The organism is Ruminococcus sp. HUN007 (genome assembly GCF_000712055.1).
Lineage (GTDB): Bacteria > Bacillota > Clostridia > Oscillospirales > Ruminococcaceae > HUN007.
On the sequence record NZ_JOOA01000001.1, the window covers coordinates 30,766 to 46,273 of the forward strand.

10 protein-coding genes and 1 pseudogene are annotated in these 15,508 nt (G+C 41.4%); 3 read left to right on the forward strand and 8 right to left on the reverse strand.

Annotation, left to right across the window (positions count from 1 at the left end; genetic code table 11):
* The 5 genes from CC97_RS00080 to CC97_RS00100 all read right to left on the reverse strand — a co-directional run bounded on the left by CC97_RS00080 (position 1) and on the right by CC97_RS00100 (position 5,431).
* Positions 1-1,083, reverse strand: coding sequence for a Gfo/Idh/MocA family oxidoreductase (locus CC97_RS00080; RefSeq protein WP_049962567.1), 1,083 nt, complete (start codon positions 1,081-1,083; stop codon positions 1-3).
* Positions 1,080-1,706, reverse strand: a complete 627-nt coding sequence (locus CC97_RS00085; RefSeq protein WP_156036715.1) for a hypothetical protein — start codon at positions 1,704-1,706, stop codon at positions 1,080-1,082. Before CC97_RS00085 ends, CC97_RS00080 begins: the two co-directional genes overlap by 4 nt.
* Complete coding sequence (locus CC97_RS00090) at positions 1,678-2,157, reverse strand: NAD-dependent epimerase/dehydratase family protein (RefSeq protein WP_044973029.1); 480 nt, start codon at positions 2,155-2,157, stop codon at positions 1,678-1,680. The genes CC97_RS00085 and CC97_RS00090 overlap by 29 nt, the downstream gene beginning before the upstream one ends.
* Positions 2,158-2,380: 223 nt before the next feature.
* The gene (locus CC97_RS00095) at positions 2,381-4,699 is read right to left on the reverse strand and encodes an ABC transporter permease (protein WP_044973030.1); all 2,319 of its coding nucleotides are present in this window, start codon (positions 4,697-4,699) and stop codon (positions 2,381-2,383) included.
* 33 nt (positions 4,700-4,732) lie between these two features.
* Positions 4,733-5,431, reverse strand: a complete 699-nt coding sequence (locus CC97_RS00100; RefSeq protein ID WP_044973032.1) for an ABC transporter ATP-binding protein — start codon at positions 5,429-5,431, stop codon at positions 4,733-4,735.
* Between the two features lie 445 nt (positions 5,432-5,876).
* Between CC97_RS00100 and CC97_RS00105 the strand changes: the two genes are divergently transcribed.
* From CC97_RS00105 to CC97_RS00115, 3 genes and pseudogenes are all read left to right on the forward strand, one after another.
* The gene (locus tag CC97_RS00105; RefSeq protein ID WP_242848079.1) at positions 5,877-6,848 is read left to right on the forward strand and encodes an AraC family transcriptional regulator; all 972 of its coding nucleotides are present in this window, start codon (positions 5,877-5,879) and stop codon (positions 6,846-6,848) included.
* Positions 6,849-8,625, forward strand: a pseudogene (locus CC97_RS00110) (ABC transporter ATP-binding protein).
* Positions 8,618-10,375, forward strand: a complete 1,758-nt coding sequence (locus CC97_RS00115; protein ID WP_044973037.1) for an ABC transporter ATP-binding protein — start codon at positions 8,618-8,620, stop codon at positions 10,373-10,375. Before CC97_RS00110 ends, CC97_RS00115 begins: the two are co-directional and overlap by 8 nt.
* A gap of 283 nt (positions 10,376-10,658) precedes the next feature.
* On the opposite strand, the gene CC97_RS00120 is transcribed toward CC97_RS00115, so the two are convergent.
* The 3 genes from CC97_RS00120 to CC97_RS00130 form a co-directional block, all read right to left on the reverse strand.
* A complete protein-coding gene (locus CC97_RS00120; RefSeq protein WP_044973038.1) occupies positions 10,659-11,408 on the reverse strand; it encodes a phosphotransferase in 750 nt (249 codons plus the stop codon).
* A 38-nt stretch (positions 11,409-11,446) separates the two neighbouring features.
* The gene (gene adhE / locus CC97_RS00125) at positions 11,447-14,062 is read right to left on the reverse strand and encodes a bifunctional acetaldehyde-CoA/alcohol dehydrogenase (protein ID WP_044973040.1); all 2,616 of its coding nucleotides are present in this window, start codon (positions 14,060-14,062) and stop codon (positions 11,447-11,449) included.
* 107 nt (positions 14,063-14,169) lie between these two features.
* Positions 14,170-15,345 (reverse strand): malic enzyme-like NAD(P)-binding protein, encoded by a 1,176-nt coding sequence (locus CC97_RS00130; protein WP_044973042.1) that lies wholly within the window; start codon positions 15,343-15,345, stop codon positions 14,170-14,172.
* Positions 15,346-15,508: the final 163 nt, after the last annotated feature.

Below are 15,508 nucleotides of genomic sequence, written 5' to 3' on the forward strand. Positions count from 1 at the left end.
TTAATTGCCTGAATTTTCGATATATGACATCAGACTGTCTGCTTCACTGCTTACAGTTTTGCCTGAAATAAGTGAAGCGAAGCCTATTTCTGATGTAAATTCATGCCACATTTTTGATGCAGCAAGGGTTTTGTTATAGTACATATTCATTGCTTTGCTGTCTTTTTGCTCTATAATTCCCAGATAGTTTTCTATATCTTTTCCAATGGCAGGTATCCATTCCTCTGTAAAGATCTTACTGAATTCTTTACTCTGTGGTCTGTACAGCTCTCTTACACTTTTTTTAGCAAGATCAGGGTCACCGCTAAGCTCGGAAACGATACCTCCGTGAACAGGCACAAACATTTTATTGTACCAGTAAACTCCGCCCATAGCATCATCAAGACGTAACCTGCCGTCAGATGTAATCAGTTCGAATCTGAAAAGATAATGCATAAAGTTATCCGGGTCCTCCGGGTTTACCTGATTCTGAACTGTAAACAGCACCGGAACTCCACCGATATCAGCTTCGGCTGTCTGAAAAGGCCTGTCGTTTTTACTTATGTTATGCAAACTGAAAGGTCTGACACTTTTAACAATTTCAGAAATGATCTCAAAAACCGGATATGAAACCTGTGAAGCAGTTCCAACCTCAATAAACTGTATTTCAGAAACTTCTGACAGTTTTTTTGCAGCCTCTGTAAAGCATTTTACATTAGGCAAATGCCGGTACAGATCACCTACTCTGTAAAACACTCCGTTTTTTCCTGCTATACGCGCACATTCTGTAATATCCCTGAAATGTACAGGCTGTTCCTGTATAACGTTTATTCCGCGTTCAAGAAACTGCTTTGAAAGATCAGTACCAATGCCACCAAGAACACCGGAACGTGTAACAACACAGGCCAGTCTGACATCATCTGGTATCTCCTCCACAGATCTGAAAAGTCTTACGCCATAATGTTCAGCACACTTTACGGAACGTTCGCTGCCTGCCGCAAGAATACCGCAGAAATCTATCCTGTCCTCTGATTTTTTCAGTGCTTCGCAGTAAAACTGTCCGAATGTCGTTCCGCATACTACTGCTTTTATTCTGTCACTCATATTTCACCATAGCTTTCTTCATTCAGTTCATCGATCGACATATCATATTCATCGAACATAACTGTTCTTTTATTCCCGCTTATTTTCTTTACGATATCCGGCATATATCTGTTAAAGAAAGGTGTACGCGAAAATTCAGAAAAACTTATCAAACCTGAAAGATCAGTTTCATCTGCTGCCATCTCAGTACATATCCCGGAAACAAGCCCTGTCAGTGACTGTGATGATTCCGTTCTCAGAACCAGAGTTGATGTTTTTTCTTTTTCTTCAGAAATGCCGCTTATCTCTATAAGGAACATAAAATGATCATTTGCCTTTATATGATGAAGTCTGCTCAGTTCCACAAGTCTATTTGCAGATCCCGTCTTATCAGTACTGAATGTTACTGCAGCCTGTTTCAGAATTGAACCGGTCTCAGCACCGCCGAATGAAACAAAACTTTCTCCGTCAGCACACAGGTTCTTTTTCAGAAAAGCTGTTTCCGAGTCGGAATATTCTGTCAGATCTTCCTCACCGATAAACGGAACATTCACTCCTTTAAGCTGCTTCACCATACCCGATTTAGCTGTCGAACCAGTTACACCTTCGAGGTAATCATAAGCGGCACCAAAGGAAAAAAACACCGCTCATGGAAGTTATATGTCTGTAGTTAGTCACTTTGCTAAAGTTACGGGCGGCATAAAAAGCAAGAGGAACCGAAAGTCCCGGAAGCGCACCGGCTGTGTAAAAACCTTTTCCTGATACATTTTTAAAGTGATCTCCGGTTCCGGCATCAACAAACGGTCTGTTATTGACAGCACAGATATCAGCGATCTCAGAGCCCTTACGTACTGCCCCAGAAACCATATTCAGTACGACATCGTTTCTGCAAACGAACTCTTCAAGAAATGCATTGTCGGTAATATCCGCTTCGGTAAAACTAACATTTATCATTCCGTTAAAAAACAGATCCTTACGTGCTTTATTTATATTACGGCTCACAGCTTCTATCTGAAACCTGCCAGTACTGTTCAGATATTCAAGAGCATAGCGCCCTACGTCACCAGCTGCGCCAAGAATGCCGATTTTATTCATATAAATAATCCTCCGTTCATTTAGTTAGTTGTAGCTAACCTGTATGCAAATTTTTTTACCCTGCAGCAATCTGCAAGGTAAAAAAATCAGCATATTCATTTTTCATTATTTTTTAAAGCGCTGATCATAGAGTGATCAGCGCTTAGAAACGGGGTCAAGCCCCCGTTTATGACGCATTTCGGAAACCGGAAGAACCATATCTCCTGTTTATAAATGGCCCTGCTTATTCTCTGTTTTTCAGCGCTTCTGTCATTGCGATTTTTCTTACATGCTTCATATGAATCATATTGGTGATAAGGCATGTAATTACACCGATAGCAATAATGGATGCTATTACCGGTACACTTACTTTAAAGTAGAAGAAACCGCTCATTGACGAAAGCATCGAAGGCCACATTTTACACATAAGTTTGTACTGCAGCGGCAGACAAAGAATAATTGAAACAACAATGATTATTTCAGCCTGTGAAAGATAAAGCTTGTTTACTTCAGGATTTCTGTAGCCGAATACTTTAAGAAGAGAAATGTTAAGCGCGTTCTTGTCGATAACAATCTTTGTAAGAAGGTACATGACAATTACATAGCACACAACACCGACGATAACAAGAATAACTATAAGTGAAGCCATAAGTTCCTTCATCTGTTCAGCACTGTCAGCAACTTTGTCTCTTGTTATAGTATTGGATATATACATATCATCGATATCTTCAATTTCTTCATCGCTGAAGAGTGTATTATAATATCCTTCTTCCTTTTCAAGAAAATCGTTCAGAATATCCTGCTTTGTAAATGCATACACGCCAAGCTTGAAATCAACTATATCAACGATTTTTACATCCCAGCTGTGAAGAGTGAGCTTGTTGTCAAGTGTGATCCTGTCACCGATCTTAAGTCCGAGCTTTTCAGCCATAACATCTGATATTATAACGCTTCTTCTGTTTAGCCTGTCTGTATCGATCTCGGAGAAGTAATCTGAATCTTCACAAATACCGAGTACATTTACACCGAGCATTCTGCCGCTGTATTCTGTTTCATAGGAACTGATAGTATCACGTTCAACGTATTTGTCGAGAACTGAATCATCCGGAAGCGGAGTCTTTAAAACATACTGGTAATCAGAAACAGCGCTGTCCGGAAGTGTATCGATATACACATCAAAAGAAGAATTCATTCCTAAGCCGAACATTATAAGCCATCCTGAAAGGAATACACCAAAAACAAGTGAGATATATTTTCCCTTGTTTCTGAGAACCGTTCTGAGTCTGAAACGGCTGATAAAGTCGAGGAATTTCAGACTGTGTGCCTTTCCGTCCTTTGATTCCTTTCTTATATCCTTTCGGATAAGTTTTAAAGGTGTTAGATTAAGTTTTGAGCAGAATACTATAAGATTTATAATTACCACTGCAAGTATCGGAACAGCAAGTCCGAGAACATAAACCTTCGGTTCAATTGTAAATTCAAGTTCCGGAAGATTGTCATACTCGTAAATGCTCTTTGCAGGAATTTCGTAAAGCACAGTCGTTCCCAGTGCAAATCCCGCAGCAGAACTTATAAGCGTAACTACAAAAGGAATTGTAATGTAATGAATAAGGATAGAAATTTTTCTGAATCCTGTTGCAATAAGTACTCCGACAAATGAGCACTCCTCTTCAAACGTATGAATCGATACTATAGCGAAAAGGAACGCAACAATTATCATGCCGAGAATTATGAAATACATTGAAGACTGAAGATTGGTTTCAACCTTTGAAGTAACGCCGTTTACACGTGTATTATCTTCAATCGGACAGAAACTGCTGATAATATGGTCTTCGCTCAGATCTTCGATAAGAGTTTTGTTTCTTTCGTTAAGTTCGTCATCCTCGTAGACATTTCTGTACCAGTATGAATAATTCCATACAAGATCTTTTTCATCGATCTTATCCATGTAATCGGCATTCACCACAGCTACACCAAACGTGTTTCTGTCAGCGAGAAGATCACCGGTATTTTTAAGTGATACAACATAATCAGGCAGACCGATTATTCCGGTAACCCACATTCTTTTACCGTTGATTCTTATCCTGTCATTAAGCTGAATGTCATTTGCCTCTGCAAAAAGTTTGTCTAATGCAATCTCATCTTCAGCTTCAGGAAGACTGCCTTCAAAAACGATCTCTCTATTGATGTCCTTTCGAGGTCTGAAAAGTCTTAATGTTACTGTTTCATCTTCATCATCCTCATCGTCGTCATCATCGTCTTTATCATCATCTTTTTTAGTTTCAAATTCGATATCTGTATAGAACTGTTCTTCTATTTTGATATCGCTTTTGAGCTCATCGCAAAGCTCATCATAATCCGCTTTCATAAACAGTGTGAATTCACCGTTTTCAAGTCTGTTTGCATCGACCATGTTGTTGTATGAAGCAAGCGTGCTTCTGTATGATACCATATAAGCTACGCAAAAGCATACCAGCAGGACGATAAAAAGTGCCATTCCAAAATAACTTCCGAAGTTTCTGATAAAAAATCTTGGAAGTCTTTTTCTTAAAACTCTGTTCATAAGTCAACCTCTGTTCAATTACTGCAATTCTTCTTACCAGGTAAGGTCCTTTGCCGGGACCTTTTTGTCATTAATAAAGTTTTTCGTCACTTTACCGTCTTTAAGAAGAATTACCCTGTCAGACATATGACTTATCGCTTCGTTATGTGTAACAATAACAATGGTCGTATTATACTCATGATTTACTCTTTCGAGCAGTTCAAGTATTTCCTTTGACGTATCATAGTCAAGAGCTCCGGTTGGTTCATCACAGAGAAGAAGCGAAGGTGTCTTTATAAGAGCACGTCCGATAGATGTTCTCTGCTGCTGTCCGCCGGAAAGCTGACGAGGAAATTTATTCTGGTGTTCTTTGAGACCAAGGTCGTCAAGAAGCTTGTTTATATCAAGATTTCTTTTTCCGAGAAATCCGCATACTTCAATATTTTCTTTTACTGTAAGATCAGGAATAAGATTATAGAACTGAAAAACAAACCCGAGATAATCACGTCTGTAGTCAAGAAGGTTATCGCCTTTATCAAGTTCGATCTCATTTCCCTCAATAGTAATAGAGCCGGATGTGATAGTATCAATACCGCCTATAAGATTGAGAAGTGTGGATTTTCCGGCACCAGACGGTCCCAGAACCGTGCAAATTTCCCCTTTTTCGAGTTCGAAGTCTACTCCCTTAAGAACATGAACAACACTGTCCCCTACACCATAATCCTTTTTGAGTTTTTTTACTTCTACAAACATTATTTTTTTCCTGAACGAAAACGATCCGTTCAATACCTTTCATTTTATTATGGCAGAATAAAATGATATCTAAAGGTTAGTCCGCGCTAACTCACGATTATTATTTTATACTAAACAAATCCGGTTTGTCAAGAAGGTAATTATGCAATCTCGCTTTTTCACATTTTTCTTTTCGATTTACAATTTCATTTCAGACATTTCAACAATTTTTACAACCTGGTTGCTGTTAAACAATCAGTAAGCCCTGTTCCACTCTTAATACAGTTATGATAAAACGAGAGTAAAGCCCCGTTTTCATCCCGATAAACCCATTTACCGATTGGAGTATTACTATCCGATTGGTACTTGATTTTGTTATAAACCTATATTATAATCATTAAGGCAGAATAAAATTTTACCTATCGGTTAGCTGTGACTTACTCTAATCCAGACGGAGGAATATAATTTGGATAATCAAATGAATTTTATTGATCTCGGGGAAAATGTTACGGATGTCGGACATACAAATGACTGCCGTATAATGAGAATAACCAACGATACCGGCGAAGGTACTATGACTATGTATCCGGTATTTGACGGTGTATATATAGTCTACAACAATTTTCATATGAAAGAATGCAAGTCAAACTTTCACGAAAATAATATTCTCTGCATAGATCACTGCCGTGAAGGTCGTATAGAAACTTCAAAGGGAGACGAAGCATGCTGCTATCTTTCAGCCGGTGATATGCGTATTGACGACAGTTCACACAATAAAGGCAATTCCTTTTTTCCTCTTGGTCACTACTATGGGATGACTATTGGGATAGAAATTGATGCTGCTGAAAAAAGCATACACGAATCAGTTCTGAATTTTTCTGTAAATATTCCTGCAATTGCTGAAAAATACTGCTGTCACGAAACACCGTATGTTATTTCAAAAGCTCCCGAAATAGCCAATATCTTTTCACAGCTGTACAACGTACCTTCAAAGATACGAACGGATTATTTCAGGATAAAAGTACTTGAACTGCTTTTGTATCTTGATGCACTTGAGATCAGTTCACACATTGAAGAAAGACCTTATTTTTATAAGTCGCAGGTAGAAAAGATACGGACGCTGCATAAATTTATAACTGCAACACCTGAAAAATTTTATACTATCGACGAGCTCGCTGCCAGATTTGATATCTCTTCAGCATCGCTGAAAAAATGTTTTACAAGTGTTTACGGAAGTCCGGTATACACATATATGAAAACATACAGAATGAATCTGGCCGCTGTAGCCCTCAGACAGGAAAGATCCAAAAAGATATCGGATATTGCCAGATCGGTCGGGTATGAAAACTCAGGAAAGTTTTCAGTAGCTTTCAAAAGCGTAATGGGCAGAACTCCCCAGGAGTACAGGTCCTATTATATCGAAACGGAGGATAATTAAATGAATAAAAAAGGCTGGTTTTCGCAGATGCTCAGCTTTGCAGAAAACTGTAAACCCAAAATGTTCTGGTCAGTCTTTCTTTCAGTTATAAGCCTGTCAAGCGGTCTTATTCCATACTACTGCATGTACAGAATAATAGCTGAATTTACCGAAGGGACTGCAGATAAAAGTACTGCCGTAAAATGGTGCGTTTATTCACTGATAGCATTCGCAGTAAAATCTCTCTGCTTTTCTTTATCGACCGGACTTTCCCATTCGGCTGCGTATGAAATTCTGGAAAGCTTAAGAAAAAGAATAGCAGACCGTTTTCTTCACGCTCCGCTGGGCACAGTACAGGACCATTCAATAGGTGAGATAAAGAATATTATCGTTGATAAAACAGAAAACATGGAACCGCCGCTTGCTCATATGGTTCCGGAAGGTGCTGGTCATATAGTCCTTCCTGTAATAAGCTTTATCGCACTTATTATGATAAACTGGAAACTTGCGGCCGCAGCACTTGTCACTTTCCCGCTCGCTTTTATCTGCATGGGACTTACTTTCAGCATAAGCGGAAAGAATTTTGAAAAGTACAACGAATCCAACGCATATATGAACAGTACTATCGTTGAATATATCGAAGGAATTGAAGTTATCAAGGCTTTCGGAAGAGCCGGTGTTTCATATGAGAAATTCGCCGGTGCCATCAATAACTACAAATCATTTGTTGTTAAATGGATGCAGTCCACATGGATCACAATGAAGCTTGCTTTCGCCCTCTTCCCTTCAACAATGATCGGCGTTCTTCCTGTAGGCATTCATCTGTGGACGAAGGGAGAAATATCTGCTGCTGAATGTGCTCTTGCTGTTATGATGTCGATCTCAATGGTTGGTTCACTTGCTAAACTGGAAGTATTCTCAGAAAATATGAGACAGCTGAAAAATACTGTTCTCGAACTTATGACTTATCTCGAAATGAAGGAACTTCCTGAACCTGCATCAAGAGCGGAAGTAAGAAACTTCAATATAAAGCTTGATAACGTACACTTTTCTTATACCGGCAAGCCTGAGGATGAAGTACTTCACGGAATCAGCACTGAACTGAAGGAAGGAAGTTTCACAGCTCTTGTAGGTCCTTCCGGCGGCGGAAAATCCACTATCGCCAAGCTTATTGCCCGTTTCTGGGATGTTACTGACGGAAGCATCACTATCGGCGGAGTAAACATAAAGGATATGCCGCTTTCTCAGCTCACGGAATATGTAAGCTTTGTTGCGCAGGATAATTTCCTGTTCCGCACAACCATTATGGAAAACATAAGACTCGGAAACCCTTCTGCATCAGACGAGGAAGTTAAGGCTGCTGCCCGTGCAGCTCAGTGCGAGGAATTCATAATGAAACTCCCGGAAGGATATAACACGCAGGCCGGCGAAGCAGGTAAAAGACTTTCAGGCGGTGAAAAACAGCGTGTTGCCATTGCAAGAATGATGCTGAAAAATGCTCCTATAGTTATACTTGATGAAAGCTACCGCTTTTACTGATCCGGAAAATGAAGACAAGATCCAGCGCAGTATCGCTGAACTTACCAAAGGCAAAACCCTTTTGGTCATTGCACACAGACTATCCACTATTGCAAAAGCCGACAATATACTTCTGCTGAAAAACGGAACTATCGAAGCAGAAGGAACTCAGAGTGAACTTCTGAAAAACAGCAGTCTTTACGCTTCAATGTGGCAGGCTCACATAGGCGCAAAGAAAAGATCGGTTATTTCCGGAAAGGAGTGCAGAGCAGATGTTTAAAACCTTAAAACGTATCATAGACTGGTGCGGTGATTTTAAAGGAAAACTGTATCTTGGATTTGTTTTTTCATTTTTCTCACACTGGTTTGCGGCAATGCCGGTAATGGCAGCTTCATATGCCGTAGGTAAAATGATAGATTCAGAAATGAACGGTACTGAATTTGACCGTCAACTGATACCGCTCAGTCTTGGTGTTCTTATACTGTTTGTTTTTCTTCGTTTTCTTTTTGACTATATTCGCGCAAGACTTCAGGAAACGATCAGCTATGAACTTGTGGCCCGTGACCGTCTTGCCGTGGGTGACGCTCTTAAAAGAGTCTCGCTCGGATATTTTCAAAATGTAAATACAGGTACCATCCTTTCATCTATCACAACAGGACTGAATACACTTGAAAATATGGGAATAAGAATGACGGATGTGTTTATAGGCGGCTATCTTAACTTCGCCTGCGTTCTAATTTTCCTTCTTTTCATTAAACCTGTAATCGCTCTTATAGCAGTTGCAGCAGCGGCTGTTTCTTTTATATTCCTTACACTCGTATCAAAGTACAGTACACGAAATGCTCCTGTCGAAGCTCAGGCCAACAAAGATCTTACCATGGCTGTGATCGAATATGCGCGAGGTCTTCCTGTTGTAAAGTCATTCGGTCAGAGCGGAGCATCTACTGCTGCTATCAATAAAGCTATAGCAGACAGCAAGCGTATACACCTGAAGATCGAATGGGGCTTCATTCCTTCCAACTGCGGTCATCATTTAGCGCTGCGCTGCGGTACAGTCGCTCTGGGGCTTGCATCCAGTATTATGGGTATTTCAGGTGAGCTTCCGGTTTCATATATGCTCAGTTTCATCTTCTTCTCATTTATCATATTTATCAGCCTTGAGCCGATAAGTGACAGTTCGCATATTCTCGGAGTTATTGATGACGCGTTTGATCAGCTTGATATGCTGAAGAAAACTGATAATATGATCGACCGTGACGGAAAGGATATAACTCCTGATCATTTCGATATAGAATTCAGTCATGTAGACTTCGGATACGATACAAGAAAGGTACTTAATGACGTAAGCTTTTCTATTCCGGAGAAAACAAGTACTGCTATTGTAGGTCCGTCCGGTTCAGGTAAGACAACTATCTGCAGCCTTCTTGCAAGATTCTATGACACTGACAAAGGTACGATAAAAGTCGGCGGACATGACATAAAAGAAATGACCTGTGACAGTCTTTTAAAGAATATAAGTATGGTTTTTCAGAATGTATATCTTTTCAATGACACAGTAAGAGCAAACATTCTGTTCGGTAACCCTGACGCAAGTGAGAAAGACATGATAAACGCAGCAAAAAAAGCATGCTGCCACGACTTTATCATGAAACTTCCGTACGGATATGATACAGTTATAGGTGAAGGCGGCGGCACGCTTTCCGGCGGTGAAAAACAAAGAATATCCATCGCCCGTGCAATGCTTAAGAATGCCCCGATAATAATTCTGGATGAAGCAACAGCCAGCATCGATCCGGAGAATGAACACCTAATTCAGAATGCTATTTCTGAACTCACAAGGAACAAAACGATCATCACCATCGCACACAGACTTGCAACTATTGAAAACGCAGATCAGATCCTTGTTGTGGACAATGGTTCAATTATTCAGAAAGGAAAGCATTCCGAACTCATTCAAAAGGAAGGACGATATAAGCAGTTTATCACAATAAGACAAAACGCTGAAAAATGGAGCATCAGCCAGAACTGATATCTTCTGTGATATAAATACTCAAAAATGTGCATACAGGTTTTCACTTGTATGCACATTTTTTGTTTCCTTAAGGAAACGCTGATTTATTCATAAATCAGCGTGGGGCTCCGGGGCGAAGCCCCGCAAATCCCACCTTCGGGAATCCGGCGAAGCCGGATTCCCGGTTTAATCAGTGTTTACTTAAATAAAAGCAGAACGGACATCCAGAATATACTGAACGTCCGTTCTGCAATTATTGAGGTTTATGAAATATCAAAAAGATTAGAAAAATGCGTACCTTTTATTCGTAGTCCACTACATTTACCCATGAAAGAAGGATCTCTTTTTCCTTGTCTTTCTTCTTGACCGACTGTGAAGCGGCAACTACAGGCATCCAGGACTGGACATACTTCTTTTCTGTCTGACTCTTTGTGCAGAAGAGTTCAAGGTATTTCTCAGCACCGGCAATGTTTCCTTCAAGGCAGAATGTGAGATAAGTTCTTGCGGCATCTGCAGAAGCGTTGCCCTGTGTGGCATGAGCCCAGTCTATGATGTAAGGAGTTCCGTCAGGAGTGATGATGATATTTGACGGTGTGTAGTCGCCGTGACAGAGCTTAACGTGCTTCTTCATACCGTCAAGACGTGTGTGAAGATCATACTTTGTAGTATCATCAAGATCAGAAAGATCGATCTTGCGGTTCATCTTGTCTGTGAGACGGCTGAGCAGCGGGCAGCTCTTTGACTGGATCTTCAGCTGCAGGTCAACGAACATTTCCATGTATTCATCATACTTTTTCGGATTGGATGCAATAAGTTCCGAGAGGCTTTCGCCTTCAATGAACTGTGAAACGATCGCCCATTTTCCGTCTAATCTTGTTACTTCAAAAAGCTCCGGAACATTAAGACCAGTCTCCTCAACTCTTGCGTGGTTGAGAGCTTCGTTTAATACATCAGCCTTTGAAAACACTTCATCGAAAAGCTTGATACATCTGTCACCGTCACGGTAGATCTTCTTGTTTATTCTTTCTGAAATGCAGTTTTCAGGTTTCATGCTTTTTACCTCCCCTTTAGCCCTTAGGATATTCTTTTTCAGTAAATGTTTTTTCCGTAGTATGCATTTAAGTACATCTGCTTCATTTCACTCATAAGAGGATAACGCGGATTTGCACCTGTACACTGGTCATCGAATGCATTTTCTGTCATTTCATCAAGTGTTGCGAGGAAATCTTTTTCTGAAATGCCGTAGTCAGCAATAGTATCCTTGATTCCGATTCTGTGACGAAGATCTCTGATAGCAGCGATAAGTTTTTCGAGCTTATCCTTCGGATCCTTACCGCCAAGGCCGAGATAATCAGCTACTTCAGCATAACGTTCGAGAGTGTGAGGATGATCGTACTGCGGGAATGTACCCATCTTAGCCGGCTTTTCGGAAGCGTTGAAGCGAAGTACATCTTCTATAACAAGAGCATTTGCTATGCCGTGAGGAATGTGGTGGTAGGCGCCGAGCTTATGAGCAAGTGAATGGCTTATTCCGAGGAATGCATTTGCAAATGCCATACCTGCCATTGTAGCTGCATTTGCCATCTTTTCTCTTGCTTCAGGATCGTTCGGACCGTTATCGTAGGCACGAGGCAGATATTCGAATATGATCTTGAGTGCCTTGAGTGCAAGACCGTCAGTAAAGTCGGTAGCCATTACTGATGCGTATGCTTCAAGTGCATGTGTAACTGCATCGATACCGGATGCTGAAGTAAGGCCCTTCGGTGCTGACATATGGAAATCGGTATCGATTATAGCCATATCAGGAAGGAGTTCGTAGTCAGCAAGCGGATATTTTACTCCTGTGCTTTCATCAGTGATAACTGCAAAAGGTGTTACTTCCGAACCTGTACCTGCTGATGTAGGAATTGCAATGAAGTATGCCTTCTCGCCCATCTTCGGGAATGTATAAACTCTTTTTCTTATATCCATGAAACGCATAGCCATGTCTGCAAAATCTGCCTCAGGATGCTCGTAAAGCACCCACATGATCTTGGCAGCATCCATTGCTGAACCGCCGCCGAGGGCGATTATAACGTCCGGCTTAAAGGCAGTCATCTGTGCGGCACCTTCCTTTGCACACGCAAGTGTCGGATCAGGTGCTACGTCGAAGAAGGAAGCATGCTGAATGCCGAGTTCATCGAGCTTGTCTGTAATAGCCTTTGTAAATCCGTTTTCGTAGAGGAACTTGTCAGTAACCACGAAAGCACGCTTTTTATCCATTACTGTTTTAAGTTCGTCAAGCGCCACCGGCAGGCAGCCTCGTTTCATGTACACTTTTTCAGGAACTCTGAACCAGAGCATATTCTCTCTCCTTTCGGCAACGGTTTTAATATTGATAAGATGCTTTACTCCGACGTTCTCACTGACTGAATTGCCGCCCCATGAGCCACATCCAAGCGTGAGTGAAGGTGTAAGGCTGAAATTATATATGTCACCGATACCGCCCTGTGATGAAGGTGTATTGACGAGAATACGGCAGGTCTTCATTCTGCTTCTGAATTCTTCAAGCTTTGCCTGTTCAGTAAGTAAGTTGAGATAAATGGATGAGGTATGACCGTAACCGCCGTCGGCAATGAGCTTTTCAGCCTTGTCAAAGGCATCCTTTATATCCTCTGCCTTGTACATTGCAAGTACAGGGGAAAGCTTTTCGTGAGCAAATTCTTCTGAAAGATCTGTACTGTCTACCTCACCGATAAGGATCTTGGTACCTTCTGGAACTTTAACTCCGGCAAGTTCGGCAATTCTGCACGCGCTCTGACCAACGATCTTCGCATTGAGTGCGCCGTTTATAAGAATGGTCTTGCCGACCTTTTCCTTTTCGGCCTTTGTGAGGAAGTAGCATCCGCGGGCTGCAAATTCAGCTTTTACTTTGCTGTAAACATGCTTGTGAACAATAGTAGACTGTTCTGAAGCACATATCATACCGTTGTCAAATGTTTTTGAATGGATTATCGAGTTTACAGCCAGAATAATATCTGCAGTTTCATCGATGATAGCCGGTGTGTTTCCGGCACCTACACCGAGAGCCGGCTTTCCGCTTGAATAAGCAGCCTTGACCATTCCCGGGCCACCAGTTGCAAGAATAATGTCTGCTTCAGCCATTACGAGATTTGTCATTTCAAGGCTCGGTACATCGATCCATGAAATAATGCCTTCAGGAGCTCCAGCCTTTACAGCAGCCTCAAGCACGATTTTTGCAGCTTCGATCGTAGACTTCTTTGCTCTCGGATGCGGGCTGATGATGATACCGTTTCTAGTCTTAAGTGCAAGAAGTGACTTGAAGATTGCTGTGGAAGTAGGGTTTGTTGTCGGGATGACAGCAGCAATAAGACCGATAGGTTCAGCAATTCTTGTGATTCCGGCAGCTTTGTCTTCCTCAATGATACCGCATGTTTTTGTGTTTCTGTAGGTGTTGTAGATATACTCAGAAGCAAAGTGATTCTTGATTACTTTGTCTTCAACTATACCCATGCCTGTTTCTTCAACAGCAAGCTTTGCAAGCGGTATTCTGTTCTTGTTTGCAGCAGTAGCAGCAGCAAGAAAGATCTTATCGACCTGTTCCTGCGTAAATGAAGCAAACTGCTTCTGCGCATTTCTGACTCTTTCGATTGCAGCTTCCAGCTTTTCTACGCTGTCAACTATTTCGTAGTTCTTCTTATCCATTTTTACCTCCCGGATTTTATAATATTTATGTGAACATAAATTGTAAATCTATTATCATTATTTACGAACACAAAAAATCAGGACACTCTTATTTACTGTGTAACTGATTATTTACGCGCAACACCTGTATCTCTTGCAGCCTGTGCTACTGCCTCAGCAACAGCTTTCGGAACATTCTTGTCAAGAGCGCTCGGAATTATGTAATCCGCGCTGAGTTTATCATCAGTAACAAATGAAGCGATCGCTCTTGCAGCTGCGATCTTCATCTCATCATTGATATCGCTTGCGCATACATCAAGTGCTCCCCGGAAAATGCCCGGGAATGCAAGAACATTGTTTATCTGGTTAGGATAATCGCTTCGTCCGGTTCCGACTACGGCTGCTCCGGCAGCAATTGCATCTTCCGGCATGATCTCCGGTGTAGGATTTGCCATCGGGAAAATGATCGGATCCTTTGCCATCGACTTGACCATTTCACGTGTAACGCAGCCTGGTGCAGATACGCCAATGAAAACATCTGCGCCTTCTATTACATCCTTAAGAGTTCCCTTTCTCATCTGCTTGTTAGTGATCTCCGCCATTTCCTCCTTGACAGGATTCATGTCTTCAGTTCTGCTCTTGTAAACTGCGCCCTTTCTGTCACAGAGCACAACGTCTTTGAGACCCATGGAGATAAGGAGCTTTACTATCGCAATACCGGCAGCACCGGCACCGCTTGTAACGACTCTTATCTCATCTATTTTCTTGCCGACAACCTTAAGTGCATTCATCATAGCTGCAAGTGTAACAACAGCTGTGCCGTGCTGGTCGTCGTGGAAAATCGGAATGTCACAGCATTTTTTCAGTTCTTTCTCTATTTCAAAGCATCTCGGAGCTGAAATATCTTCAAGATTTACACCTCCGAATGAACCGGCAAGAAGTTTCACCGTATTTACTATATCGCTTACTTCCTTTGAACGTATACAAAGCGGTACGGCATCAACATCACCAAACGCCTTGAAAAGCGCGCACTTGCCTTCCATAACCGGCATACCTGCTTCAGGTCCGATATCTCCGAGGCCGAGTACAGCTGTTCCGTCTGTCACAACCGCAACAAGGTTTGAACGTCTTGTAAGCTCATAGCTTTTACTTACATCTTTCTGAATTTCAAGGCAAGGCTCAGCAACACCCGGCGTATAAGCCAGAGAAAGATCCTCCGTTGTCTCCAGAGGAGTACGGCAGGTGACTTCGATCTTGCCTTTCCATTCATAATGCTTCTTCAGCGATTCTTCTGCGTAATTCATTTATAAAGATCCTTTCGCTTGATTTCTGGCAAACGAATAAAATTTGTGTTCGCCGTAGGTTAGCACTTGCTAACCTATTATAATTATAAATGTACTGAAATAAAATATCAAGGGCAAAACCTTCCGTTCCGGAAAAAACGTAAATACCAACAAAAAGTAATTT

Excerpts from the sequence above, each read along its gene's own strand:
- CC97_RS00080 (WP_049962567.1), bottom strand. The coding sequence starts at position 1,083 with ATGAGTGACAGAATAAAAGCAGTAGTATGCGGAACGACATTCGGACAG.
- CC97_RS00090 (WP_044973029.1), bottom strand. The coding sequence starts at position 2,157 with ATGAATAAAATCGGCATTCTTGGCGCAGCTGGTGACGTAGGGCGCTAT.
- CC97_RS00095 (WP_044973030.1), bottom strand. The coding sequence starts at position 4,699 with ATGAACAGAGTTTTAAGAAAAAGACTTCCAAGATTTTTTATCAGAAAC.
- CC97_RS00100 (WP_044973032.1), bottom strand. The coding sequence starts at position 5,431 with ATGTTTGTAGAAGTAAAAAAACTCAAAAAGGATTATGGTGTAGGGGAC.
- CC97_RS00115 (WP_044973037.1), top strand. The coding sequence starts at position 8,618 with ATGTTTAAAACCTTAAAACGTATCATAGACTGGTGCGGTGATTTTAAA.
- CC97_RS00120 (WP_044973038.1), bottom strand. The coding sequence starts at position 11,408 with ATGAAACCTGAAAACTGCATTTCAGAAAGAATAAACAAGAAGATCTAC.
- adhE (WP_044973040.1), bottom strand. The coding sequence starts at position 14,062 with ATGGATAAGAAGAACTACGAAATAGTTGACAGCGTAGAAAAGCTGGAA.
- CC97_RS00130 (WP_044973042.1), bottom strand. The coding sequence starts at position 15,345 with ATGAATTACGCAGAAGAATCGCTGAAGAAGCATTATGAATGGAAAGGC.